Below are 25264 nucleotides of genomic sequence, written 5' to 3'. Positions count from 1 at the left end.
GTCGAGTTCGGCGAGACGGACACGATGAAGGGGTTCCCATGACTGCGACGATCACCCGGACGAACGACCAGGTCGACGTGGAGCGGGAGGCACTGTTGGACTTCCTCGCCCAACAGCGCGCGTTCCTGCTCACCACGATCGAGGGTCTGGACCAGGAACAGGCCACCACGCGCACGACCAAGAGCGTGCTGCACCTGGCGGGTCTGGTCAAACACGTGAGCACGGCCGAACTCGGGTGGATCCGATTCATCGAGGAGGGCCCGGTGGAGGTCGACTACGAGGCCCAGGAGACCTACGACTTCCACGAGAACACCTTCCGGCTGGTCGGCGACGAGACCCTGGAGGGAGTGCTCGCCGACTACGCGAAGACCGCGAGGGCCACCGAGGAGTACGTACGCTCCCTGCCGGACCTGGAGATCTCCAACAAGCTGCCCGCGGCTCCGTGGTTCCCGGAGGACGCCGAGTGGACCGTGCGTGACGTGCTGTTGCACCTGATCCGGGAGACCGCCCAGCACTGTGGTCACGCCGACATCATCCGGGAGTCCCTGGACGGGCGGAAGACCATGGGCTGAGCCGGCCGGACCCCCGGGCCCGGGGGTCCGCGCACAACGACGGGGCGGGACCACCGGTAAGTGGTCCCGCCCCGGACGAGGTGGCGAGAGTCGCCTCCGCATCCCCCCTCAAAGTACGGAGGCGACCCTCGCTCTGGGAACGGTCTGCGACTCCTCCCCCCTGGAGTCGCGACCTTCAAGGTCTGCCCGCGGAAGCGATCTTGTCGTTCCGCGTTGATACAAACAGTACCCACCGCACCCACGGATAACAACCCTGAGTTACGAGGAACTACTTAAAGTGATCGCCATTACTCGGGTGATGAACGCCCAAGCGGCTGTGGCCATCGTCAACCAGGGGTCATGAGCCGCCTCCCCGGACCCGCGCATAGCCTGGACGAGTGAGTTCACCTCTCCTCAGCCCACGTTGGCTCGGTATCCACCTGGCGGCCGTACTCGTGGCCATCGCATGCGTGGCCGGTACCTATTGGCAGGGCACACGCGCCTTCGAGCCGGACCGCGACGTCATCACCAACCCGGTGGAGGACCTCGCGGACGCCATCACGGTCGACGAACTCGGCGAACCCGGCGAATACCTGCACCCCGACCTCACCGCGAACACCGCGGTCGAGGCGAGCGGGCACTTCGACGCCGACTCCCAGGTCCTGGTGCCCCAGTACCTGGACGGTGCCGAGGGTTACGCCGTGGTGATCCCCCTCGTCACCGAGGAGGGCGTCGCGATGCCGGTGAACCGAGGTTGGACCGAGGACCCCGACACGGTTCCGGCGGCGCCCGAGGGCGACGTGACCGTCTCCGGATGGCTCCAGCCCCCACAGGACACCTCGGACGGGTTCGTCCCCATGGGCGCGCCCGAGGAGGGCACGGTGGAGCGGATCGCCCCGTCGGTTCTGGTCTCGGCGTGGGACCAGCGGCTGTACGCGGCCTACCTCACCCTCCCCGACCGGGAACCCGCGGTCGACGGGCTCACCGCCATGCCGCCGCCGGAACCACCGACCGGGTTCACCATCAACTGGCGCAGCCTCAGCTACACCGTCCAGTGGGCGATGTTCGGGGTGTCCGCGCTGGTCTTCTGGTTCCTCCTGATGCGCCGTGACCTGAAGGAGGCCCGCACCCGGGAATCGGGCGGGGCCTCAGAGGACGGGAAGGCGCGGACGGATCAAGAGGTGGGCGCGGGTTCCTGACTCCCGCCACGCGCGGACGCGGCCCGCTCCTCCTTGGCCCGCTCCGACTTCACGACGCGGTGCTCGACCACGAAACCGAGGATCGGGATGGTGCCCGCGAGCACCACGCCCAGGGTGCGGCCGGCGCCCCAGCGACGGTCGAGCGACACCCACAGGACCACCAGCACGTAGAGCATGTAGATGTAGCCGTGCGGCATCGCGATGAAGAGCATCAGCGGGGACTCGGGACCGAACCAGTGTTCCAGGCCCTCCGGCGCGGGCGCGAGGGCGAACATCGAGGTCTCGCCGACCAGGTACTTGGCGGGCATGGCGACGAAGGTCAACCCGATGAGGAAGACACCCGTCACATAGGCCAACACGCGGTACAGCCCGAACGACACACGCCTCTTGTCCACTGCCAACACACCCACTTCAACGACTGGCCCCGCATAGGGGCGGATCCCCTCCATCGAGGCTAAGTGGTGCCGGCGACCCGCCGCGCTCGGGGTGGCCGTGGCCGTTCGATCTCACATTCTCGCCGTCGGGCCTCACTTGTCCTTACTTGTCCTTGTTGGAGACACGGACGGGGCTGCTCCAGCGACCGTCGGACTTGGCGGTCCAGGCCTTCGGGATCATCCGCAGCGAGATGTAGGAGTCCACGACCCTGATCGGGAAGAAGAACAGCCCGTAGAACAGGTACGAGGGCCTGCGCCGGATCATGGTCATCACGCAGGTGAGCATGTAGTCGGGCACCAGCAGACCGATGGCCAGCGCCGCAAGTGGCAGGAAGGCCGTCACCGCGGTGAACGAGTCGGTGAAGAACGGGAGCCCGGTGAGCATGTCGCCGGCGAACGTGCCGAGCAGCACGAACGCCGCGATGGCCACCGTGACGAGGAAGAGCAACGAGACCAGGACGACCTCGAACACGTACAGCGCCAGGCACAGACAGAAGAGGCTGGGCCACATCTTGTGCCTGCGCAGCGTCTGCCAGAAACCGAGTGTCCAGCGACCCACCTGCTTGCGGTAGTCGCGAAAGGTGAACGGGTCCTGGCTGAAGGCCTTGGTGTCGGTGTTCATCGAGACCCGACCGAGGCGCTTGTGGTGCACCTCGAAGGTCATGTTGAAGTCCTCGATCACCAGCCCCGGCGGGTTCACGGTGATCTGTTTGAGCGCGCGGCTGCGGTAGACGCTGGCGAAGCCCGGCACGATGAAGGAGACGTTGAGGCGCTTCCAGGTCTGCCCGAAACGCATGAAGTACTGGAGCATGAAGTACAGGCGGTCCCGGTAGGCCGAGATGATCCGTCCGATGATGCCGCGCTCTCGCGGCTTCCACTCCGAGACCACGAAACCCGCCACGGCGGCGACGTCGGGGTCGGCCAGCTGTCGCTTGGCGCCTTCGACGTACCCCGGGTGGAGTTCGGTGTCGGCGTCCAGGATCAGCACGCCGTCGTAGTTCTCGGTCAGCGCGAACTCCTCGATGACCGCCTCGATGGCACCCGCCTTGCCCCGGTTGGTGAGGAGTTCGAGGACGTTCACACCGGTCTTCGCGGCGATCTCGGCGGTGGAGTCCTTGGAGGAGTCCGAGACCACGTAGATGTCCCAGCGGTTGAACAGACCCAGCGCCGAGGAGATGGCCGTGTCGATCACCGGCTCCTCGTTGTGCGCCGGGATGATGACGGCGATGGTGATGTCGTCCGGATCGGTCGCGACGGAATCGCCCCCCGGTGGTGTCCGGATCAGGTCCCCCTCGGCCCCCTCGTCGTTGCCACTTGTGGCCACGAGGGTTTCGCCGGTGTCGCTCGTGCCACCGGTGTCACCACCGCCGGCTCCGACGAGCACCTTCTCGCGTTCACGGCCGCGGGCCGACGCACGGTTCCTCTTGCGCTCCGGATCACGGCGCAGAGCCGCCCTGGCACCGTCCTCGGCCAGCCGGAGCAGGCCCATCACGGTCCATAGCAGGAGGTTGAGCCCGAAGGCCATCCACAGGAACACGTAACCCAGGGCCCCCAGCCCGGATGCGGCGGCCATGCCCGTGGCGAAGTCGAACCAGAAGACGAAGAGAGCGATGGCCAGCGCCAGGGCGATCAGCCCGGTCAGTAGGCCACCGATGAAACGCGCGATACGCACAGCCCTAGGACTCCTCCGACAGTTATCGGTTTCGGACCGACATTAACTCGCAAAGTCGGTGTTAGGTTGACGCCCTGCGCGACCGATAGGTTCACCCGGCTTCGCGTCCTATGTAGGCCACGCAAATCGTATACACGGGCTTGCGCGAGGTGGTAACCATTAGAGGATATTTGAGGCGAAGCGATGACAGTCAACGTCACCGGAATATCCGATACGTCTTAGTAGTCGGAAAGGATTCGCCTCCCCGTGACCCGACGAGAGAAGGAGAATGCCCGGCGTGATCGGCGACTCACGTTCCCCATCGCCAGATCCTGCCCGCCCCGACCACAGCGGCACCCGGCGGCACACCCCGCTCACCGGCGACGACCCCGGTCGAGCGACGGTGGCGATCCACCAGCCGCACTATTGGCCCTGGTTGGGGCTCATCGACAAGATCGATCGATCCGACCGGTTCATCATGCTCGACACGGTCCAGTTCGAACGCCGTGGATGGCAGAACCGAAACTACGTAGCGGGATCCGGTGAGCCGGTCCTGCTGACCATCCCGGTAGGGCAGGCGAGCAGGGCCGAACTCATTCGGGACAAGAAGATCGACAACACCCAGAAATGGAGGATGAAGCACTACAGGGCACTGGCTGAACACTGTTACCGCAAGGCCCCGTACTGGGACGATTACAAAGACGAAATCGCTCACCTGTACGAGACCGAGTGGGAGAATCTCGCAGATCTGTCCATCGCGACCACACTCATGCTGATGCGCGGGTTCGGTATCGACACACCGATTCTGCGCGCGGGGGACCTCGGGGACTTTCCCGGGTCCAAGAGCGAGCTGCTCGCACAGATCTGCGCGAAGGCCGGCGCGAGCACGCTGCTCGCCGGAGAAGGGTCCAAGGGCTACATGGACCCCGAGATCACGGACCGCTACGGGGTGGACATCGAGTGGCAGGACTTCCGACACCCGGAGTACCCGCAACGCACTCGCAAGGGCACCGAACCGTTCGTCCCCCGCCTGGCCGCGATCGATCTCCTACTCAACGCCGGACCGGAATCGTTGCGTGTACTCCGACAGGCAAGAACCCGCGACTGACCCACTGGTCGGCACATCGGGTCACCGCCCTCCCGGACCGCGGCACGAGGTCGTGAACCGCCCGGGTAACCACCGATCGCCCCCACATTCGGCAAAGGACGGGAAACCGACATGACGATGGACTGGTCACAGGAGCGTCTCCTGGTCTACTCCCCCCACCCTGACGACGAGACCCTCGGTTGCGGCGGCCTGATGAGCAAGGCCAAACGCGCGGGCGCGGAGGTCTACGTCCAGTTCATAACGGTCGGCGACACCGCGGACCAGTCCCCGAAGGGCTTCTCCACGGCCCAGGAACGCCACACCGAGATCAAGAGGGCCTCCGAGCACTTCCACTGGGACGACTGGCACATGGCCCTGCCGGGCGACTCGAACCACCTGCGGCTCGACGGCATCCCTCGCGTGGAACTGGCCCGGCTCGTCGAGCAGGAGAGCCCGCTATCGATCGCGCGCCTGCGACCCACCGTGGTGCTCATCCCGCACCGCACCAGCTACAACCAGGACCACCAGGCGACCGCCGAGGCCGTCCACACCGCCCTGCGCCCCTCCAACAACCGGCTGCGCCACCACCCCGGCCTGGTGATGGCCTACGAGGAGGCGGCCGACCAGTGGCGGACCGAACCGGTGGAGTCGCCCAACCTCATCGTCGAACTGGAGGAGGAGGACCTGCTGATCAAGCTCCAGGGCATGGAGCTGTACGGCTCGCAGAGCCACGAGCACCCGCACACCCGTTCCGAACTCACCCTGCGCAGCCTCGCCGTCCTCAGGGGTATGCAGGCCGGGGTGGCCCTCGGCGAGGGCTACCACGTGCTCCGGCACCTGGCCTGAGCACCCCGTGAGGCACCAGAACTCCCCCACCCGTCCCCAGCGCACCCAGTCCCCCGCGAAGAAGAGAAACCGATCAACGCCCGCAGTGGAGGGGAAACCATGAAGGCTGTCATCACCGGCGGAGCCGGGTTCATCGGCTCGCACCTGAGCGATCACCTGGTCGCCCAGGGACACGAGGTCATCGTGCTCGACGACCTTTCGACCGGATCACTGTCCAACGTGTCCCGGTTGCGGAACTCACCGGCGTTTCGTTTCGTCCAGGGCGACATCTTGGACCGGGAGTTGGTGGACGCACTCGTCGCGGAGGCGGACACCGTGTTCCACCTCGCCGCCGCGGTGGGGGTCTACAACATCGTCGACAAACCGCTCCAGTCCCTGCGCACCAACCTGCACGGGACGGAGACCGTCGTGGAGGCCGCGGTCCGGCACCGGGTCCCCTACATGGTCGCCTCGACCAGTGAGGTCTACGGCAAGAACGACGCCAACGGGCTCACCGAGAACGACGACCGGATCTACGGCTCGCCCATCAAGAGCCGCTGGTCCTACGCCGCCGCCAAGGGCCTGGACGAACTGGTGGCGCACGTCCACGGCAAGGAGTCCGGGGTCCCATGCGTCATCACGCGTTTCTTCAACGTGGTGGGGCCTCGGCAGACCGGGCAGTACGGCATGGTCGTCCCACGGTTCGTCGACCAGGCCCTGGACGACGCGCCGATCACGGTGTACGGCACGGGTACACAGCGCCGCTGCTTCGGTTCGGTCTTCGACGTGGTGCCGGCCCTGTCCCGGCTCTTGGAGACCCCGGAGGCCTACAACCAGGCGGTCAACCTCGGTGGGCACGAAGAGGTGTCGATCAAGGGCCTTGCCGACCGGGTCGTGGAACTGACCGGTTCCCACAGCGAGATCACCTACATGGACTACGAGCAGGCCTACGGTGAGGGGTACGAGGACATGCAGCGCCGCTACCCGGACACCTCGCTGGCCGCGCGGCTGATCGGCTACGAGCCGACCAGGGACCTGAACACGATCATCGACTCCATCGTGCAGCACCGTCGTTCGACCGAGGCCCTTCCGCAGCCCGCGTAGTTCCGAGTAACGGGAGTTCGTCGGGTGCCCCGCCGCCCGCGTTCGTTCTTCCACCCGACCCGCGCACAGCCACGAGCGGGCACGAGGCCGGGTCCCCGCCTCACCATCGGTCGCCGCCCACACCCGAGCAGGGAACGGTCCCGGCCCGGGATTCCACGCGAGCCCCCACCATCCTTCGGTACGCGAGAGCGCGACCGAACCGCCCGTTACAGGGCATGAGACGTCTCCGCCCGTGACAGGGCATCGACCGGCCCCGGTCCGCACCGACGCGAGGCCCGGTGACCCGGCGGGCGCACACCGGTTCAGGGCACGATCACCGTCGCCGTCACGGCCACGGTCAGCGCGAACACACCGGCGCTCAACAGGATCAGGGCCCAAGGGCGGGCCACGCTCAGCGGTGGCCCGGAGCCACCCTCCTCCCGCACACCGTGTTCGGTCCTTCGCCACCTCAGCCACAGGTGGAGTCCGAGACCGCCGCACATCAACAGGGACAAGGCCATGACGCCGATCCTGAGCGGCGCCGGAACCTCGGGGACCACGCCGGCCCCGGGAACGAACGGTCCACGCAGGTACAGCAGTCCCACGAGGACCACCAGGATGAGCGTTCGCTGCCAGGACAGCAGGGTGCGCTCCGGTTGCAGCCCTGGATCCCGCCGGATCACAGCAGGTTCCCCAGGAGAACCACCAGACACACCAGCCCCACGACGAACGTGGTCACGAGGGGCAGGGCGCTCATCGGCAGGGTGTCACCACGGCGCATGATGCGCTGGACACGGAACCAGCGCACCGGCGCGTACACCGTCACCACACCGGCGATCAGGGCCAAGAGCAGCCCGACCGCGGTGCGCGGTGCCTCGGCCCAGCCCAGCGGAAGCAGGTGCAGTACGGCGACGGCCCCGGCCAGCAGGGCCAACGCGGTACGGATCCAGGCCAGGAAGGTGCGCTCGTTGGCCAGGGTGAACCGGTAGTCGACGGCCTCGTCACCCTCGGGTTCTCCCGTACCCATCGGTCCCCCCGGTTTCGCGCGTTCGGCCCACGGTCCGAGATCACGGTCACCACAATGAACCCGTGTCCCGCACGGCGACACTAACCCCAGGGGGGCTTGCCTCCCAAACCGATATGAAACACGTGTTGAGTCGGAAATCGACAGGCCATCCGGTGTTCGGCGACCTCCCGCACGCATGTGGAACAAACAAGCGGGCACGACCGCTGTAGCACCCAGGAGGATGGCAGTTGGCCACCGGTCGACACCAACAAGACGAACGAAGAGCAGGAGACCACGTGTCCACCGTCGAACTCACCAAAGACAACTTCGCCGAGACGCTGAAGGACAACAGCTTCGTTCTCATCGACTTCTGGGCGGACTGGTGCGGCCCCTGCCGACAGTTCGCCCCGGTCTTCGAGGAATCCTCGGACAAGCACGGCGACATCGTGCACGCCAAGGTCGACACCGAGGCGCAGCGCGAGCTGGCGTTCGAGTTCAAGATCCAGTCCATCCCGACCCTGATGATCGTCCGCGACCAGACGGTCATCTACAACGAGCCGGGCGCGCTTCCCTCCGAGGCGCTGGAGAGCCTGATCACCCAGGCCCGGGAGCTCGACATGGACGAGGTCAAGGGCAAGATCGCCGAGCAGGGCGAGTCCCGGCAGTAGGTCCTTCCCCGGCAGCGGGTTCGGCCGCCCTCGCAACCGTCCCCTGGGACGGCGGGGGCGGCCGTCGTCTGTCCGGGACCGGTCACCGACACCATCACCGCATGTGATCGTGGGTGTTCGAAGCGCCGCCGGGCGTTGGTCGGGTGTGGCCTGCCCCTGACCACGGCCGTTCCACCTGACACACTTCCCGACATGCACCCGCCCCAGGACCCAGAGGGACATCCCGATGGGGTCACCGTGGCGCCCAACTGGTGCTCGTTCGACAACCGAGCGATCAACGAGCCGCCCACGAGTGTCCACGAACCGCTCACCCGGGTCACCATCAGGGCCCCGCGCGGGCGGTACGTCGAGGTGTTGCGAGCGGTTCAGGCCGCCGGGCCCGACCTGGTCCTGTCCATCTGACCGTCGTCCGGCCCTCGGCGCCCTACCCCGCTCAACGAGCAGGACACCGGAAGGTCACCGGGGGCTTCTCACTTCACCTTCCACGTTCATCTTGGCCACGAGGTTCGTTCACCTTGGCTTCATGCTCACCCGTTTCGATGGGTATCGACCGCGCGCCGCGGGTGTCCTCCCCGAGTGACAACACCGCGCAAGCCCCGTCCGAACCGGAAGTGGCCACATGTCTGTCAGCAACACCGCGTCCCCTCGCGGAACCGAGTCCGGCCGCGGAGTCGCCCCCGACACCGTCCGGTACAACCGTGAGGTTCCCGACCTGGGCGACCCCGTCTTCGACATCGCCGACCTGTCGATCCACTACGGGTCCAACAAGGCCGTGCGCGACGTGAACCTGCAGGTGGGTCCGCGCCAGATCACCGCGATGATCGGTCCGTCCGGCTGCGGCAAGAGCACCGTTCTGCGGACCCTGAACCGCATGAACGACCTCATCCCGGGCGCCCGGGTCGAGGGCAAGGTGACCTACCACGGCGAGGACCTGTACGCCTCCGACGTGGACCCGATCGAGGTCCGCCGTCGTATCGGCATGGTCTTCCAGAAGCCCAACCCGTTCCCCAAGTCGATCTACGACAACGTCGCCTACGGTCCCCGGATCAACGGGATGCGCGGCAACATGGACGACCTGGTCGAGGAGACCCTCACCAAGGCCGCCCTGTGGGACGAGGTCAAGGACAAGCTCAAGGAGAGCGCCTTCGCGCTGTCCGGTGGTCAGCAGCAGCGTCTGTGCATCGCCCGCACCATCGCGGTGAACCCCGAGGTCATCCTCATGGACGAGCCCTGCTCCGCCCTGGACCCGATCGCCACGCTCAAGATCGAGGACCTGATGTACGAGCTGGCGGCCGAGTACACGATCGTGATCGTCACGCACAACATGCAGCAGGCGGCCCGTGTCTCGGACCGCACCGCGTTCTTCACCGCGGGTGTGGACGACGTCGGCGACCGTTTCGGCAGCCTCGTGGAGTTCGACGAGACCGCGACGATCTTCAGCAAGCCGGCCGACCAGCGCACCGAGGACTACATCTCGGGCCGCTTCGGGTAGAGCCGACGCGCGCCACCCGACCGCCCCCTCGACGAAGTGGACCCCGCCCATGACCGCGCTCGCCTCCTCCTCACCGGTTCCGCCTCCTTCGGGTGCGCCGGACGACGAGGTCCGCACGGATCGGGCCGAGGGTCCACTGCGCGTTCTGTTGGTGGAGCCCGAGTCCGAGCAGTCGCATCAGCTGGTGCTGTCGCTGAGCGGGCACGACGTGGACATCACGGTGTGCGTGGACGGTGCGGAGGCCCTGCTGAGAGTGGGGTTGTTGCGCCCGGACACCCTGCTGACCAGCTCCGATCCGTCGGAGGTCGATCTTGAGACCCTGGTTCGGGTGACCCGGCGGGCCACGGACATCCCCATCCTCATCGGGGTGGGTCCGGGTGACTCACAACGGGCGGTCCGGGCCCTGGCCGCGGGTGCGACGGCGTGCGTGAGCCGGCCTTACCGGATCCCGGAACTTTCGGCGCTGCTGCGCGGTTCACTGCCAGGGACCGAAGGCCTGCTGGACAACTCCACCACTTCCCACTCGGCGCTTCGCTCGGGTGACCTTGAGCTGGACGCGCTGGGCCACCGACTGTTCGTGGACGGGCAGCCGGTCAACCTGGCCCTGCGGGAGTTCGGGATCATGGACTTCCTGTTGCGCAACAGCGGTCGCGTGGTCAGTCGCGAGGAACTGTGGACCGAGGTGTGGCACAAGCCCCTGCCCCCGGTGAACAACACGATCGCCGTGCACATCCGGCGCCTGCGGCACAAGCTCGGTGACTCCGAGGCCAGACCCCGTTTCATCCACACGGTGCGCGGGATCGGTTATCGGCTCGACACGGGAAACGGTGGATAGGCCGGAGAAAGAATCTTCCGCACTCCAAGGAAAAGGCCTTCCGGCGCGATCGGAGAGGCCGTTCTACCGTGTTTCCAAACGGCCTTCTCCGACACACGTTCAGGTGACACAGCGGGAGTCGACACGTCATCGGAACCAGGGATGAACAATCCCATCCCTCCACACCACTTTCTTATTTTCCCAGTTCAAGCGGGTGAACGGCACGTCACTCGCCGAACACGCGAGATAACGGAAACCGACCCACACGACTCCCGTTATCTAAAAGTGACTTTCGTTCATCCGGCATTCACTCTTCTTCTATCGAACGTCTTCTCTTCCGATGACCCGGGGTCTTTCTGCCCGCCTAGTGTCGTTTTACGTCAGCCCCGACAGCGGTGATTCAACGAGGAGAACTACGACATGCGCAACGGGCGTTCCAAGCTCGCCGTTCTGGCGGCCATCCCCCTGCTCGCGGCGGCGTGCAGCAACGGTGACGAGGACAGCGGCAGTGCCGCCAGTACAGACGCCGAGCTCAGCGCTTCGCTGACCGGTGCCGGGGCCAGCTTCCCCGACCCTCTCTTCCAGGACTGGATCTACACCTACGGCAACGACGTCCAGCCGGGCGTGGACATCAACTACCAGAGCGTCGGCTCCGGCGCGGGCATCGAGCAGTTCCTGGAGGAGACCGTCGACTTCGGTTCCTCCGAGGAGTACCTCGGTGACGAAGACCTGGCCGTGGCCGCCGAGACTCGCGGCTGCGAAGCGGTCCAGTTCCCGGTCGTGTTCGGCTCCGTGGTCATCGCCTTCGACAACCCGGACCTGGACGGTCTGGTCCTGGACGCGCAGACCATCGCCGACATCTACTCCACCGAGATCACCACGTTCGACGACCCGGCGATCGCCGAGCTCAACCCGGACCTGGACCTGCCCAGCGACGAGATCGTTCCGGTCCACCGCTCCGACAGCTCCGGCACCACCGCGGTGTTCACGCACTACCTCTCCACCGAGGTCGAGTCGTGGGCCGACGAATACGGCGAGGGCAAGGAGCTCGACTGGGCGTCCGGCCTGGTCGGCGGCCAGCAGAACGACGGCGTGGCCCAGGGCATCAGCCAGAACCCGGGCGGCATGGGCTACCTGAACCAGTCCTTCGCCCAGGAGGCGGGCCTGTCCGTCGCCACCATCGTCAACGAGGATGGCAACCCGATCGAGCCGACCCTTGAGGCCACCATCGCGGCCTCCGAGGAGGCCGAGGTTCCGGAGAACTTCCAGTTCTCGATCGACAACATCGGTGGCGAGGGCTACCCGATCGCCGGTACCAACTGGATCTTCACCTACACCTGCGGCTACGAGGACGCCACCGCCGACGCCATCATCGACTTCTGGACCTGGGCCCTGACCGACGAGGGTGCTCAGGACGTCGCCGGTGAGCTGGGCTACGCGCCGCTCGGTGACGAGCTGACCGACCGCGTCATCGCCGAGCTGGAGAAGACCAACTCCGAGAACGGCGGCGGCGAGGGCGACACCGAGGAGGGCGCCGAGGACGACGCCACCGACGGTGACGACGCCGAGGCCGGCACCGAGGAAGACGCCGAGGCCGAAGAGGGCTCCGAGGAGGAGTAACCCCTCCGGGGCCGGGACCGCTGGGTCCCGGCCCCACCGCCTCTCTCGCTTCTTGGGGGCCGGAACTCCGGTTCCGGCCCCGCCCCCCTCACACCCCGGGGCACGCAGAACAGGGGTGAACCGCTCTCCGACTCCCACGAAAGCCATCAAGGAGAAGCACAATGTCCACTCAGGCCCCCGAGGCCCCGGCCCCGGAGGAACCCCGGCGCAGTTCCCTCCGCTCAGGCAAGGGGCGCATGGCCGACCCGATCTTCAAGTGGGTCGTCGCGGCCTGCGGAACGATCGTGCTGGTCATCCTGGCCCTGATGGTGATCCGCACCACCACCGAAGCCTGGCCCGTCTTCGCCAAGGAAGGCTTCTTCGGCTTCCTCACCGGCGAGGACTGGACCTCCGGTAGCTCCCGGACCGAGATCACCGGTACCTACGGTGCCTGGCCGTTCATCTACGGCACCCTGGTCACCGCGACCATCGCCATCGTCATCGCACTGCCGCTGGCGATCATGGTCGCCTTCTACATCACGCACCTGGCACCGCGCCGTCTCGCCAAGCCGCTCTCCTACACGGTGGAGCTGCTGGCCGCGGTGCCCAGCGTCATCTTCGGTCTGTGGGGCCTGCACTGGTTCCTGCCGAACGTGCTCCGCCCGTTCTTCGAGTTCCTCGGGAACACGTTCGGGTGGTTCTTCCTCTTCGAGGGCCCGATCCGCGGTGTCGGTTATCTGCCCGCCGGGATCGTTCTGGCGATCATGATCCTGCCGATCATGACCGCCATCATCCGCGAGGTCATCGTGGTACACCCGATCGACCAGCGCATGGCCGCCTACGCCCTGGGTTCCACCCGATGGGAGGTTCTGCGCAAGGTGGTGCTACCGGCCAGCTTCTCCGGGATCGTGGCCGCCGCCATGCTGGGTCTGGGCCGTGCGTTGGGTGAGACCATCGCGGTCCTGATGCTCATCGGTGGCTCCCAGTCCTGGGGGTCGAGCCTGTTCAGCACCGGTAGCAGCATGGCCTCGCACATCGCCGCGACCTTCGGCGAGGCGGGCCCCGAGGCCAGGACCGCACTGATGGCCATCGGTGTCGCCCTGTTCCTGGTCACGATGATCGTCAACATCCTCGCCCGCGTCATCGTCTGGCGCCTGGGGCGCATGACGGGAGACGCCGCCGTATGAGCACCATGACCTCGACTCCCCCGCGCAAGCACGTTCCGCTGAGCCAACGCCCCCCTGGTTCCGGGTTCCGCCGGTTCAAGGACCGCAGCGCCACCGTGCTCCTGACCGGCGCGATGATCCTCGCCATGATCCCCCTGGTGCTGATCATCTTCGAGGTGACCCGTCGCGGTATCGGCGTGGTCAACCTGGACTTCTTCACCCAGACCGAGCCCCCGCCCCGACGCGATGGCGGCGGCTACGCGGCCGGGTTCTTCGGAACCCTGTACATCATGTCGCTGGCCATCCTGATGTCGATCCCGTTCGGCATCGCCACCGCCGTGTACATCGTCGAGTACGGGCCCAACCGGATGACCTCGGCGATCCGTTTCTTCACCGACGTGATGACCGGTATCCCGTCGATCTTCGTGGGTCTGTTCGTGTACGGCCTGCTGGTGATCGGTTGGGGCGGCATGGGCTTCGGTACCTTCGTGGGCGCCGTGGCCATCGCCGTGATGATGCTGCCCATCGTGACCAGGTCCGCCGAGGAGATGCTGCGGCTGGTCCCGAACGAGATGCGCAACGCCAGCTACGGTCTGGGCGCGCGCAAGTGGCAGACGATCGTGCACACGGTGCTGCCGACCGCGGCGCCGGGTCTGACCACGGGTTCGATGCTGGCGATCGCCCGAGGCATCGGTGAGACCGCTCCGCTGATGCTGACCGCCTTCGGTACCGGACTCATCGTCACCGGCTTCCAAGGCGACCCGCAGGGCGCCGTTCCCCTCCAGCTCTTCAAGGGCGCCGCCCAGCCCTTCGAAGCCGGTATCGACCGCGCCTGGGGCGCCGCGCTGTGCCTGTTCGTGCTGGTGCTGCTCTTCACCGTGATCGCCCGGTGGGTCGGTTCCAGGGCCTCCACCAACAACGCCTGAGCCATCCCCTGTCGCGGGGCCGTGTTCCTTTCGGAGCACGGCCCCGCGGGCTTTCCCGGCCCTGTCGGGCGGCGGTAACCTTGCCCGAGCCCTCATCCCGAGACGATCCGGAGTGTGACCCCCGATGCCCGAGACCACCGAGTACGCCGCCACGTTCGCCCTTGTGGACGTCGACGGCGACGGCCTCATCTCCGCGCAGGAGCTGGCCTCCCTGATGCGCAACCTGGGTGAGGAGACCACCGAGGAGCAGGCCGCCGGGGTGGTCCGGGCGATGGACTCCGACGGTGACCAGCGCATCTCCCTGGAGGAGTTCGCCCGCTACATGTCCCGGAACAGGGGCTGATCCGAGCCGTCGCGGCACTAGGAGGGCTGCTCCACCCACGGTTTCGAGGCGAGGTAGACGGTGTCGGGGACGCCCCGGGCGACCGTGACCTCAACGACCTCCACCACCTCGAAGCGGGTGTGGAGCAGCTTCTCGAAGCTCTCGACGGCGTTGGCGCTCCAGAACGAGAGCACCCCTCCGGGAGCCAGCAACCGGATGAGCTGTTCCAGGCCGGCCGCCTCGTACAGGCGGTTGTTGTTCTCCACCACGGTCCAGTCGGGTCCGTTGTCGGTGTCCAGACAGATGACGTCGTAGCGGGCGGGTTTCGGCTTCGCCGCGGCCTTGGCCAGCCAGGCGACGATGTCCTCGTTGTGCACCCGGCAGCGAGGGTCGTGGTGGACGAAGTCGGCGGCCTCACCGAGCTCGTCGTCGTGCCAGGCGATCACCTGGGGCTCCAGTTCCACGACGTCCACACGAGACACCTGCGGATGGTCCAGGGCCTCCCTGGCGGAGAAACCCACGCCCAGCCCACCGATCAGCACACGTGCGTGTGAACGCCCCTTCGGTAGGGCCTCCAGGCTCTCGCGGACCATCTCCCGCTCCGAGGTGCCGTCCCGGGTGTCCATGAGGAAAAGACCGTTGGAGTAGATCTCGTAGTGCGCGCCCACACGGCGCAGCACCAGATCGCCGCCGGTCTCCCCGGTCACGCGGGCCAGGGTGACCGATTCCTCCTCAGGTGCGAGGTATCCCGTTCGCTGGTTCATGGCCCCATTGTGCCCGCCCCGAGCGGAAAGGGGGCGATGACTCGGGACATGCGCCCTTCGGCGGACGAACGGAGACCATCGTCGGCAGACGAGGGCCGATGCGCCGAGGGACACTGGGGACGCACGGTCACCCGAAGAACCGGACGCGGGCGCCCGCCACCGGCTCCGGCCCGCCCCGAGCAGGAGATACCCCCACATGCTCACGACCACGTCGGTGTCGGACCTGCTGTCACGAACACCGCTCTTCCAAGGGCTCGCCCCGGGACAACTCGACGCCCTCTCCAGGGGCTGTCGGTTCCTATCGCTGGACCAGGACGAGGCCGCCTTCCACCAGGGGAGCCCGGTCCGCGGATTCTTCATGGTCCAGCGCGGGCAGATGCAACTGACCGTGTCGACCGCCGACGGAGCCCGCAAGGTGGTCGAGATCATCCGGGAGGGTGAGAGCTTCGGGGCAGCCATCCTCTTCGAGGGACACGACGCCCCTGCCACCGCGACCGCACTGACCGCCACGGAGTTGCTGGTCGTGACCGGAACGGCGGTGTTCGGTCTGCTCGACCGGGACCCGGCGTTCGCCCGCCGGATCCTGGCGAACATGGCGGGGCGCCTCCACCAGCTGCTCCAGGACGTGAAGTCCTACTCCTTGATGTCGGGCACACAGCGGGTCGTGGGGCTGCTGTTACGGGAGGCCGAGAGCGACGGCGCGGGCGGGAGCGTGGTTCTCCTTCCCACCCGCAAGCAGGTGCTCGCCTCCCGGCTCAACATCGCTCCGGAGACGTTCTCCCGGGTACTGCACGACCTGTCCGCCGCCGGTCTGATCGAGGTGGCGGGAAACCGCATCGTCCTGCACGACGTTCCCCGGCTGGCCGCCCTTCTGGAGCGGTGAGGGCCGACCGTGGGATCCGAGTCACACTCGGTCGCCGATTGACCGGGGTCAAGGAAACGGGTCCCGGCACGGGTCTACGTTCGCCCCGCGGCTCCGACCACATCCGGAGCCCACGGAGACGACGAGTCCGTGAAAGGACCACGCATGTTCTGCTTCCAGTGCGAGCAGACCGACAGGACCGGCGCCGTCATCGGCTGCGGAGGACCCGTCGGCAACTGCGGCAAGGACGCCCCCACCTCGGACCTACAGGACCTCCTGGTCCACGCGGTCAAGGGCATCGCCCAGTACGCGACCAGAGCGCGGGCGTTGTCCGCGCCCGATGACGAGGCCGCGGGCTTCATCCTCTTCTCGGTCTTCAACACGCTCACCAACGTGAACTTCAGCCAGACTCGGTTCGTCACCCTCCTACAGGAGGCCGCGGCGGTCCGGGACCGGGCGAAGGCCGCGTACGAGGAGGCCGCGCGAGCCCGAGGAATCATCCCCGAGGAGCCGGCCGGCCCCGCCCGTTGGCGGCCGGCGCCGGACATGGAGGGGCTGCTGCGCCAGTCGGCCGACGTCCGCGTCGACGCCGGTCTCGACGCCGTCGGCCCGGACGTCATCGGGATGCGTTCGCTGCACCTCTACACGCTCAAGGGGATCTGCGCCTACGCCCACCACGCTCACGTGTTGGGGGGCCACAGCGCGGAGGTCTTCGGCGGGGTCGAATCGGCGTTGGACTACCTGGCCACCGACCCGACCGACATCGAGGAACTGCTCGAAAGGGCCCTCGACCTGGGGCACCTGAACTTCACCGTCATGGAGTTGCTCGACGGGGCCAACACCGGCACCTTCGGCGCCCAACAGCCCACGGCCGTGCGGACGACACCGGTCGAGGGCAAGGCGCTCCTGGTCAGCGGGCACGACATGCGGGATCTGGCCGATCTGCTGGAACAGACCAAGGACGCCGGGGTCAAGGTCTACACCCACGGCGAGATGCTCCCCGCCCACGGCTACCCGCTACTCAAGGCCTATCCCCACCTGGTCGGCAACTACGGTGGCGCTTGGCAGAACCAGCAGGAGGAGTTCGCCCGGTTCCCCGGCGCGATCCTGATGACGTCGAACTGCATCATCGAACCACACGCCTCCTACCGGCGCCGGATCTTCACCACGGGCCCCGTCGGGTGGCCCGGGGTACGGCACGTCGCCAACGGTGACTTCCGCCAGGTGATCCGGGCGGCGAAGGCGCTTCCCGGATACGAGGAGACCGATCCGGAGGAGAAGTCCATCATGGTGGGCTTCGGGCGCGACGCGGTGCTCGCCATCTCCAACCAGGTGACCGACGCCGTCAAGCGGGGCGCCATCCGGCACTTCTTCTTGATCAGCGGATGCGACGGGCCCACGCCGGGGCGCAGCTACTACACGGAGTTCGCGCTCGGGGCGCCGGACGACTCGATCATCCTCACCCTGGGCTGCGCCAAGTACCGCTTCAACCGACACGATTTCGGTGACATCGAGGGGATCCCCCGGCTGTTGGACGCGGGGCAGTGCAACGACGCCTACTCCGCGATCAAGATCGCCATGGCGCTGGCCGACGCGTTCGAGTGCGGGATCAACGACCTGCCCCTGACTCTGGTGCTGTCCTGGACCGAGCAGAAGGCGGTGGCGGTCCTGCTCACGCTGCTGGCACTCGGCTTCCGCGGCATCAACCTCGGCCCCACGCTCCCCGCCTACCTCACACCCGACCTGGCCGACGAGTTCATCGACCGGTTCGGGCTGCGGACGATCGACGACCCGGTGGCCGACGTGGCCGCGGCGCTGCGCGAGGTGGGGGCATGACCGAAACGGTCCCGGACTCGTCGGCGGCCGATTCCGAGCCCTGCGGGTGCGGCGGTGGCGGGTGCCACCCGATCACACTGTCCACCTCCGATGGAGAGGACCTGGAGTTCTGCTGCCCACCCGAGCAGAACGTGTTGGAGGCCGCAGCGGCGGCGGGCGCCACTCTGCCCGCCTCGTGTAAGCGGGGCACCTGCGGGTCCTGCCACGCCAACGTGACGGACGGCGAGTACGAGTTGGGCTCCCACAGTCCTCAGGCGCTGCCGGAGGAGGACCGGGACGAGCACAGGGGTGTGCTGCTGTGCCGCACCTTCCCCCGGGGACCGGTCTCGGCGGACCTGCCCTATGACGGTTCGCGTGTGCTGCGCGGTGAGATCCCGGTGTGGGAGGCCACGATCACCACGTTGGAGGAGGTGGCCAAGGACACCGTCCGCCTCGAAGTGCGGGTCGACACCGACTCCGAAGAGGGGCTCGACTGCCAGTTCGAGCCCGGCCGGTTCGTGGAACTCCAGCCGCCGGACCGGGAGGACGCCAAGCGGGCGTACTCACTGGCCAACACCGGAAACTGGGAAGGACTGATGGAGTTCTTCGTCCGGTTGCGGCCCGATGGCGCGTTCTCCGGTCACCTCCGGCACGAGGCCCGAACCGGATCGAAGCTCATCGTTCGCGGCCCCCTGGGCGCCTTCGGACTGAACGAGACGGGGCTGCGGCCACGCTGGCTCGTCGCCGGCGGGACCGGTCTCGCGCCGATGCTGTCGATGGCCCGGCACATGGTCGAGTGGCAGGAGCCGTATCCGGTCCGGTTGATCCTCGGGGTCAACGAGGAAGAGGAGGTCTTCGGGTTGTCGGAGATGCGTGAGCTGTCCGCCGAGGCTCCGGCGATCTCCGCGTTCGGTGGCCTCCCGGGCTTCGATTTCGACGTCTGCGTGTGGCGCCCGAGCGACACGTGGCGGGGGTCGGTCGGGACCCCGGCCGACCTCGTGCGATCGGGTCTGAAGTCCGAGGGCGTGCTCCCCGACCTGTACGTGTGCGGGCCGCCGCCGTTAATCGACTCGGTTCTGGAGGCCGCGGTCGAGGGCGGTGTCTCCGAGGAGAACGTGTTCTGGGAGCGTTTCCTGCCCTCGTGAAGGGCTGTCTCCCTTCCGCCCCGAACCTACCGGCGAGTAAGTTGGATCCCGGCACGTCACGAGAGGGAGAGAGTTCATGAGCGAACGCGTGAGCGTACTGCGCAGAGTGGCCCCGCGGGCGCTCGGAGGCCTGTTCGTCGCCTCCGGGATGCTGCACTTCGTCGCACCGAAGCCGTTCGAGGCGATCATGCCCCGGCGGCTGCCCGCCCACCGCGCGTTCGTATACGGCAGTGGGGCGGCCGAACTGGCCTGCGGGGTCGGTCTGCTGGCCCGGCGGAAGTGGGCCGGTCCGGCCGCCGCCGCGCTGTTGGTGTCCGTGTGGCCCGCCAACGTGCGGATGGCCCTGGACTCGGGTTCGGGCCGCCTGCCCGGGCCGGCCGACAACCGGCTCATCGCCTGGGGCCGTGTGCCCCTCCAGGTTCCGCTGATCTGGGCGGCCCTACAGTCACGTCCCGCCGACGATCAGCACCCCGATCCGGCCCCGGGGAAGTCGGTACGCGTATCCTCTCCGGCCTCGACGTAGTGGACCTCCACCACCCCGCACATCTCCGCCATCGCCGAAGCGACCGCCCCACGCCGGTTACCGTCTTCCACCCTCACGTCGTACCGGGGCGGGAAGCTATCCGGGCGCAACCCCTCCGGCGGGTCCTCCGAGATTTCGAGGAACTGCCGGTAGGCGTCCTCCTGAGTGACGAAGAGGTACGAAACGACCTCGGGTGATTCGTTCAGGAAGGTCTCGATCTCCTCCCACTCGTCGTCGAACCCGTTTTCACGCCCCTCGCACAACGGGTCCAGGTACGTCTGTGAACACACCAGGACGTTGAGCAGGTCCTGGTCCTCGTCGGGTACCAAATCCTGGTCGAGTCCGGGGGGAAGACATCCGGTGGTGACCACGAACAGGAGGGGGACGGCGGCCAGGGCGACCGGGCGCAGGGGGGCGGACATCTTCCACGATCCTCGTTTCTCTTCGACGGCACCCCCAGGATGCCGGAGCCGCGGAGGGAAACGAGAAACCCCGCCCCGAACCGCGTCTTCGGCGGAACGGAGCGGGGCGCGTTCGTACGGGCCGTTTCCCTACAGGCGGCAGGCGTAGATGTCGGTGACCAGGATCGCTCGGGCCCCCAACTGCCACAGGTCGTCCATGATGCGCTGGGCCTCCTTGCGCGGCACCATCGAACGCACCGCGACCCAGCCCTCACGGTGCAGTGGGGAGACCGTCGGCCCCTCCATGCCCGGAGTGAGCGCGACCGCGCCCTCCAGGTTCTCGGCGTGCACGTCGTAGTCCATCATCACGTAGTCCCGAGCCACCAGAACGCCGCGCAGCCGCCGCAGCAACAGATCGATCTGGGGGTTGTCGGGCGCGTTCGTGGGCCGGATGACCACGGCCTCGGACACCAGGATGGGGTCACCGAAGGTCTCCATCCCGGCGTTGCGCAGGGTGGTCCCGGTGGAGACCACGTCGGCCACCGCGTCGGCCACGCCGAGCTGCACCGAGCTCTCCACGGCTCCGTCGAGGTGGATGACCCGCGCCGACACGTTCCGCTCCTCCAGGTAGGAGCGGAGCAGTTCGTCGAAGGACGTGGCGATGCGCTTGCCGTTGAGGTCGTCGATGCTCATTCCGGCGCCGCCGGGAGCCGCGAATCGGAAGGTGGACCCCCCGAAGCCGAGGGGAAGGACCTCGTCGACGGGCGCGCCGGAGTCCAGCAGCATGTCGCGGCCGGTGATCCCGGCCTGGAGGATGCCCTCGCCGACGTAGACGGCGATGTCCTTGGGTCGCAGGAAGAAGAACTCGGTGTTGTTGTCCGGATCGACCAGCACCAGGTCACGGCTGCTCTTGCGCTGCCGGTAACCGGCCTCGGTGAGCATCTGGACGGCGGGCTCGGAGAGTTGGCCCTTGTTGGGCACGGCGATTCTGAGCATGTCGGGCATGTCGTGGTTCCTTGATCGCTCTTACGTGTACGGGGACGTCCGGTGGCCGGCGAACGCTCACGCCCGGCAGGGGCATGGGGCGGGCCGACCTACAGATGCTTGTAGACGTCCTCGAGCCGCAGGCCACGGGCCAGCATCAGAACCTGGAGGTGGTAGAGGAGCTGCGAGATCTCTTCCGCGGCCTGCTCGTCCGATTCGTACTCGGCGGCCATCCAGACCTCGGCTGCCTCCTCGACGACCTTCTTGCCGATGGCATGGACGCCGGCGTCGAGTTGGGCGACGGTCCCGGACCCCTCGGGGCGGGAGCGTGCCTTCTCGGACAGCTCGGCGAACAGCTCTTCGAAGGTCTTCATGGTCTCTTTCCTCGACCGACAGTGCTGTACCAGAGTAGGTGCTCCGGACCACCGGTGCCCAACCGGGGCCCAGGAGTCTCGGCATGTGAGAACGGCGGGTGTGCCAGGTCACGGCAAGGGCCCCGCCCGGTATCCACCGTCCGATCCCGGTCCGCGGGTCGGGGCCACGGGTCAGGCCAGACGACGCGCCACGGCCCGTACGAGGGGTCGTGGCAGCAGACGAAGGAGCCCGTCGGCGGTCTTGTACTGGGCCCCGGGGATGACCGCGGGGCGCCCCGCCGACCACGCGGTGAGCGCGTCGCGGACGATGTGCTCCTTGTGGACGAACGCGAACTGGGGCATTCCCTGCGCCTGGACCTCGCGGGTCATGTCGGTGCGCACGAACCCCGGCAGCACCACGGTGACGTGCACACCCTTCTTACGTACCTCGGCGGCGACGCTCTCGCTCCACATCGTGACGAACTTCTTGCCCGCCCCGTAGACCGAACCACCCGGGTTGGCGGGAATCTCCCCGGCCATGGACGCCACGTTCACCACGCCCAGTCTCCGGGTCTCGCCGGCGGCCCGCCGGGCGATCTGGACGGGGAGCACGGCTCGGGTCAGTTGGAGGACGGCGCGAACGTTGAGGTCGAGCATCGCGTCGATCTCGGCGGGTTCCTGCTCGGCGAAGACGCCGCCGTCCCCACGCCCCGCGTTGTTGACGAGCAGGTCGATGGGATCGAGGCCCCCCGTGCCGTCCACGGCGAGGCGTTCGGTGACCGAGGCGAGGCCTTCGGGGACGCCCAGATCGGCGACGAGGACCTCGACGGGGGTTCCGTAGCTCTCCCGCAGGTCGGACGCGACCTCCGCCAAAAGCTCCGCGCGACGTGCGACCAGGACGAGGGCGTGGCCGCGTTGGGCGAGCCTGCGGGCGAACTCCTCACCGATCCCACTGGAGGCACCGGTGACCAACGCCGTTCGAGGGTGGTCGGGGACGGGGGATGTGCTGTCCGGTGCGCTCATGCCCTCAGGGTAGGGCGGGCGGTGTGGAACGGCGCGGGCCCACCACCGGTTCCCGTTTTCCGAGTGGCGATGCCCACCCGGTGTTTCCCGGACAAACGCCCACGTGAATTCCCCCACGACCCGCCGAGGCGTTAGCGTTCAAGCATGTCCGAGACACACAGCCATGCCGGACCCCTTTCCGCCCTCCGAATCGAGGAACGACTGCGCGACACCCGACTGTTCTTCAGTCAGGCGCTGCGAACCTTCCACGCCACCGGATCCATCCTGCCCAGCAGTGGTGCGCTCGCCTATGAGATGGCCGAACACATCCGCCACCGCACCGACCCCGACGGGACCCTGAGCATCCTGGAGGCGGGCGCCGGCACCGGCGCCATCAGCCGTGGGATCGCGGCCGCCATGCGCCCCGGCGACACCCTCGACCTCGTCGAGGCGAACCCCGAGTTCGCCGCCCACGTCGAGGAGCTGTTGTCGACCGACCCGGACATGTCACGGATCGCCGACTCCGCCACGGTGCACGCTTGCCTGGTGAACGACCTGGGCACCGACCGGACCTACGACGTGATCGTGTCCGGGTTGCCGTTCGCCAACTTCACCGCGGACCAGGTGAAGGACATCCTCGACTACTACTTCACGGTGCTCCGCCCCGGCGGAACGCTGTCGTTCTACGGATACCTGTACACGAAGGAGGTCAAGGCGGTCATCGCCAAGCGCGAGGACTACCTGCGCCAGGCCCGGACGAGCTGGGTGGTCCAGGACTGGATCGACCGCTACGGGATCGGTTCGGAGAAGGTCTTCGCGAACGTCCCGCCCGCCTGGGTCCACCACCTTCGCAAGCCGGAGAACGATCTCCGAGGCTGACTTCCGCGAAGTCCCGGCCGGGTGGGCGACACACCGTCCCACCCGGCCTTTTTCGAGCGCCGAAGATGAGGAACCTCCCGAGGTTCTCCGGTCCTCGTTTTCGGGTGATCTGCATCACTTTGCACTCCGGTCGCAGGAGTCCCACGACGCGGGTAGTCTCGCGTTGACCTCCGGGGGAGACGTTCTTTCCTGGAACGACCGACATCAGCTGATTCGCCACACTGCGCGTTAAAAGTTCCTGATATCTGGTCAAAGTTCCCCGAGGCTCATCCCGCGCCACCATCCTTGCGTCTACGTTTTCCACACCGATCCCGTGTGAACCGATCGCATGTGCGCGGAGTCCTACATCTCACCTATTTTCCCAGGTCATGTAGTGGACCATGTGGAGGAGGCAACGTGACGCTCACCCAAGCGGTCGAAGCGACGTCCACGAGGGCGACCGACACAACTCTCGCGACCATGCCTCTCGACGCGCGCCAACGCGTCTCCGCGTTGGCGCGCACCTCGCGACTTCTCGTCGCCTGCGACTACGACGGCGCCTTGGCCCCCGTCGGCTCCGACCACCGCGGCCCCCTGCCGGAGGCCGTCCGCGCCCTGCGCGACCTGGCCGACCTGCCGGGCACCGTGTGCGCGGTCGTCTCCGCCCGTCCCCTGCGCGACCTCGCCGTGCTGTCCCGGTTGCCCGCCGAGGTCCGCCTCGTCGGCGCCCACGGCACCGAGTTCGACACCGACCTCACCGTCGACACCCCCACGGACAAGTCCGCCGCCCTGGAGGTGCTCCGCGAACAGGTCGACGCCACCGCGCTCCTCTACATCGGCGGCGGCGAGGGTGAGGAGCCGGTGTTCACGAACCTGAACACCGGAGCCGACGCGGGTGTCCGCGTGGGCCCCGAACCCACCGTCGCCTCGCACAGCGTCCCGGACACCCCCACCGCCGCCACGCTCCTGACCCTGCTCGCCAACGAGCGTCGCTCCTGGGTGTTCGGCGAACGGCCCACTCCCATCGAGCGCATGTCCATGCTCTCCAACCAGTCCTCCGTGGCGCTGATCGGACCGGACGCGCGGCTGCTGTGGTTCTGCCACCCCGAACCCGATTCCAACGCCCTGTTCGCCGAGGTGTTGGGCGGGCGCCAGGCGGGCGTCTTCGCGATCGCCCCCGCCCACGGCGGTCTCCCCCTGGGACAGCGCTACCTGCCCGGCACCATGACCGTGCGCACCCGCTGGTCGCGGCTGGAGGTCACCGACTACCTCGCCCAGGACACCGAACCCGGCCGCACCGACCTCATCCGTGTGATCGCCGGTGTCACGCCCGCCACCATCGAGTTCGCGCCACGCCCCGACTTCGGTCGCGCCCCGATCCGCCTCACCATCGAGCCCGAGGGGCTGCGCGTCCAGGGCGCCGACTTCCCCATGGTGTTGCGCTCCCCCGGTGTGGAGTGGCACGTGGACCACGACGGCACCGACGACGTCGCCCGAGCCACCGTCCACCCGCGTTCCGAGCAGCCCGTGGTCCTGGAACTGCGCTGTGGCACCGACTCCCTCGCCGCCGAGGAGAGCACCGAACCCGAACGCCAGGAGAGGGCGGCCCACCACTGGTCCCGGTGGCTGGACACCCTGACCCTGCCCGGTACGGAGAGTTCGTTGGCGGCCCGATCGGCGTTGACCCTCCGCGGCCTGTGCACCCCCACCGGCGGGGTCATGGCCGCCGCCACC

Annotated in this window: 28 protein-coding genes; 19 read left to right on the top strand and 9 right to left on the bottom strand. The window is 67.6% G+C overall.

Annotated elements, in window-relative coordinates:
* Positions 1-38 precede the first annotated feature (38 nt).
* On the top strand, positions 39-572 hold the full coding sequence (locus ACWGSK_RS06515) for a DinB family protein (RefSeq protein ID WP_358514488.1): 534 nt from the start codon (positions 39-41) through the stop codon (positions 570-572).
* A gap of 377 nt (positions 573-949) precedes the next feature.
* Positions 950-1750 (top strand): SURF1 family protein, encoded by an 801-nt coding sequence (locus ACWGSK_RS06510; protein WP_358514490.1) that lies wholly within the window; start codon positions 950-952, stop codon positions 1748-1750.
* On the opposite strand, the gene ACWGSK_RS06505 is transcribed toward ACWGSK_RS06510, so the two are convergent.
* Together ACWGSK_RS06505 and ACWGSK_RS06500 are read right to left on the bottom strand one after the other, a co-directional pair.
* Positions 1726-2145 (bottom strand): DUF3817 domain-containing protein, encoded by a 420-nt coding sequence (locus tag ACWGSK_RS06505; protein WP_358514492.1) that lies wholly within the window; start codon positions 2143-2145, stop codon positions 1726-1728. The genes ACWGSK_RS06510 and ACWGSK_RS06505 overlap by 25 nt on opposite strands.
* A gap of 142 nt (positions 2146-2287) precedes the next feature.
* The gene (locus tag ACWGSK_RS06500) at positions 2288-3856 is read right to left on the bottom strand and encodes a glycosyltransferase family 2 protein (RefSeq protein WP_358514494.1); all 1569 of its coding nucleotides are present in this window, start codon (positions 3854-3856) and stop codon (positions 2288-2290) included.
* Between the two features lie 268 nt (positions 3857-4124).
* Here ACWGSK_RS06500 and ACWGSK_RS06495 point away from each other — a divergent pair, with 268 nt between their 5' ends.
* The 3 genes from ACWGSK_RS06495 (at position 4125) to ACWGSK_RS06485 (ending at position 6851) form a co-directional block, all read left to right on the top strand.
* Positions 4125-4943 carry a WbqC family protein gene (locus tag ACWGSK_RS06495; RefSeq protein WP_358514496.1) on the top strand — a complete coding sequence of 273 codons (819 nt, stop codon included), beginning with the start codon at positions 4125-4127 and terminating at the stop codon, positions 4941-4943.
* Positions 4944-5054: 111 nt separating this feature from the next.
* Positions 5055-5768, top strand: a complete 714-nt coding sequence (locus ACWGSK_RS06490; RefSeq protein WP_358514498.1) for a PIG-L deacetylase family protein — start codon at positions 5055-5057, stop codon at positions 5766-5768.
* Between the two features lie 99 nt (positions 5769-5867).
* Positions 5868-6851, top strand: a complete 984-nt coding sequence (locus tag ACWGSK_RS06485) for an NAD-dependent epimerase/dehydratase family protein (protein ID WP_452455372.1) — start codon at positions 5868-5870, stop codon at positions 6849-6851.
* A gap of 302 nt (positions 6852-7153) precedes the next feature.
* Here the strand turns inward: ACWGSK_RS06485 and ACWGSK_RS06480 are convergent, their stop codons facing one another.
* Positions 7154-7513, bottom strand: coding sequence for a DUF202 domain-containing protein (locus ACWGSK_RS06480; RefSeq protein WP_358514502.1), 360 nt, complete (start codon positions 7511-7513; stop codon positions 7154-7156).
* Positions 7510-7857 (bottom strand): YidH family protein, encoded by a 348-nt coding sequence (locus ACWGSK_RS06475; protein ID WP_358514504.1) that lies wholly within the window; start codon positions 7855-7857, stop codon positions 7510-7512. Before ACWGSK_RS06475 ends, ACWGSK_RS06480 begins: the two co-directional genes overlap by 4 nt.
* A 275-nt stretch (positions 7858-8132) precedes the next feature.
* Between ACWGSK_RS06475 and trxA the strand changes: the two genes are divergently transcribed.
* The 8 genes from trxA to ACWGSK_RS06435 all read left to right on the top strand — a co-directional run bounded on the left by trxA (position 8133) and on the right by ACWGSK_RS06435 (position 14844).
* Positions 8133-8504, top strand: a complete 372-nt coding sequence (gene trxA / locus ACWGSK_RS06470; RefSeq protein ID WP_067602168.1) for a thioredoxin — start codon at positions 8133-8135, stop codon at positions 8502-8504.
* Between the two features lie 192 nt (positions 8505-8696).
* A complete protein-coding gene (locus ACWGSK_RS06465; protein ID WP_452455371.1) occupies positions 8697-8906 on the top strand; it encodes a hypothetical protein in 210 nt (69 codons plus the stop codon).
* A 217-nt stretch (positions 8907-9123) separates the two neighbouring features.
* Positions 9124-9996: a phosphate ABC transporter ATP-binding protein PstB gene (gene pstB, locus ACWGSK_RS06460; RefSeq protein ID WP_358514508.1), complete on the top strand. Its 873-nt coding sequence runs from the start codon at positions 9124-9126 to the stop codon at positions 9994-9996.
* A 49-nt stretch (positions 9997-10045) separates the two neighbouring features.
* The gene (locus ACWGSK_RS06455; RefSeq protein WP_358514510.1) at positions 10046-10831 is read left to right on the top strand and encodes a response regulator transcription factor; all 786 of its coding nucleotides are present in this window, start codon (positions 10046-10048) and stop codon (positions 10829-10831) included.
* A gap of 399 nt (positions 10832-11230) precedes the next feature.
* Complete coding sequence (gene pstS / locus ACWGSK_RS06450; protein ID WP_358514512.1) at positions 11231-12430, top strand: phosphate ABC transporter substrate-binding protein PstS; 1200 nt, start codon at positions 11231-11233, stop codon at positions 12428-12430.
* Between the two features lie 161 nt (positions 12431-12591).
* Entirely contained in the window at positions 12592-13596 is a 1005-nt protein-coding gene (pstC, locus tag ACWGSK_RS06445) for a phosphate ABC transporter permease subunit PstC (RefSeq protein ID WP_087097526.1), read from the top strand.
* Positions 13593-14501, top strand: a complete 909-nt coding sequence (pstA, locus tag ACWGSK_RS06440) for a phosphate ABC transporter permease PstA (protein ID WP_358514514.1) — start codon at positions 13593-13595, stop codon at positions 14499-14501. The genes pstC and pstA overlap by 4 nt, the downstream gene beginning before the upstream one ends.
* A 124-nt stretch (positions 14502-14625) precedes the next feature.
* Positions 14626-14844: an EF-hand domain-containing protein gene (locus ACWGSK_RS06435; protein ID WP_358514516.1), complete on the top strand. Its 219-nt coding sequence runs from the start codon at positions 14626-14628 to the stop codon at positions 14842-14844.
* Positions 14845-14861: 17 nt separating this feature from the next.
* On the opposite strand, the gene ACWGSK_RS06430 is transcribed toward ACWGSK_RS06435, so the two are convergent.
* Complete coding sequence (locus ACWGSK_RS06430) at positions 14862-15587, bottom strand: spermine/spermidine synthase domain-containing protein (RefSeq protein ID WP_358514518.1); 726 nt, start codon at positions 15585-15587, stop codon at positions 14862-14864.
* A gap of 196 nt (positions 15588-15783) precedes the next feature.
* Here ACWGSK_RS06430 and ACWGSK_RS06425 point away from each other — a divergent pair, with 196 nt between their 5' ends.
* The 4 genes from ACWGSK_RS06425 (at position 15784) to ACWGSK_RS06410 (ending at position 19932) form a co-directional block, all read left to right on the top strand.
* Entirely contained in the window at positions 15784-16470 is a 687-nt protein-coding gene (locus tag ACWGSK_RS06425; RefSeq protein ID WP_452455370.1) for a Crp/Fnr family transcriptional regulator, read from the top strand.
* Between the two features lie 144 nt (positions 16471-16614).
* A complete protein-coding gene (gene hcp, locus ACWGSK_RS06420; protein WP_358514522.1) occupies positions 16615-18285 on the top strand; it encodes a hydroxylamine reductase in 1671 nt (556 codons plus the stop codon).
* A complete protein-coding gene (locus ACWGSK_RS06415; RefSeq protein ID WP_358514524.1) occupies positions 18282-19409 on the top strand; it encodes a 2Fe-2S iron-sulfur cluster binding domain-containing protein in 1128 nt (375 codons plus the stop codon). The genes hcp and ACWGSK_RS06415 overlap by 4 nt, the downstream gene beginning before the upstream one ends.
* A gap of 76 nt (positions 19410-19485) precedes the next feature.
* Complete coding sequence (locus tag ACWGSK_RS06410) at positions 19486-19932, top strand: DoxX family protein (RefSeq protein WP_452455369.1); 447 nt, start codon at positions 19486-19488, stop codon at positions 19930-19932.
* On the opposite strand, the gene ACWGSK_RS06405 is transcribed toward ACWGSK_RS06410, so the two are convergent.
* From ACWGSK_RS06405 to ACWGSK_RS06390, 4 genes are all read right to left on the bottom strand, one after another.
* A complete protein-coding gene (locus tag ACWGSK_RS06405; protein WP_452455368.1) occupies positions 19872-20354 on the bottom strand; it encodes a permease-like cell division protein FtsX in 483 nt (160 codons plus the stop codon). The genes ACWGSK_RS06410 and ACWGSK_RS06405 overlap by 61 nt on opposite strands.
* Before the next feature lie 129 nt (positions 20355-20483).
* On the bottom strand, positions 20484-21338 hold the full coding sequence (gene hisG, locus ACWGSK_RS06400) for an ATP phosphoribosyltransferase (RefSeq protein WP_358514530.1): 855 nt from the start codon (positions 21336-21338) through the stop codon (positions 20484-20486).
* An 89-nt stretch (positions 21339-21427) separates the two neighbouring features.
* A complete protein-coding gene (locus tag ACWGSK_RS06395; protein ID WP_014913038.1) occupies positions 21428-21691 on the bottom strand; it encodes a phosphoribosyl-ATP diphosphatase in 264 nt (87 codons plus the stop codon).
* A gap of 171 nt (positions 21692-21862) precedes the next feature.
* Entirely contained in the window at positions 21863-22693 is an 831-nt protein-coding gene (locus tag ACWGSK_RS06390) for an SDR family NAD(P)-dependent oxidoreductase (RefSeq protein ID WP_358514532.1), read from the bottom strand.
* 144 nt (positions 22694-22837) lie between these two features.
* Here ACWGSK_RS06390 and ACWGSK_RS06385 point away from each other — a divergent pair, with 144 nt between their 5' ends.
* Both ACWGSK_RS06385 and ACWGSK_RS06380 read left to right on the top strand, forming a co-directional pair.
* On the top strand, positions 22838-23551 hold the full coding sequence (locus tag ACWGSK_RS06385; protein WP_358514534.1) for a class I SAM-dependent methyltransferase: 714 nt from the start codon (positions 22838-22840) through the stop codon (positions 23549-23551).
* A 396-nt stretch (positions 23552-23947) separates the two neighbouring features.
* A partial coding sequence (locus ACWGSK_RS06380; RefSeq protein WP_452455367.1) for a trehalase-like domain-containing protein occupies positions 23948-25264 on the top strand: 1317 nt, incomplete at its 3' end.

The sequence above is a fragment of the Nocardiopsis sp. NPDC055551 genome, from assembly GCF_053619415.1.
The sequence above is the reverse complement of the archived record's forward strand: the minus strand, read 5'-3'. Positions and strand labels throughout refer to the sequence as shown.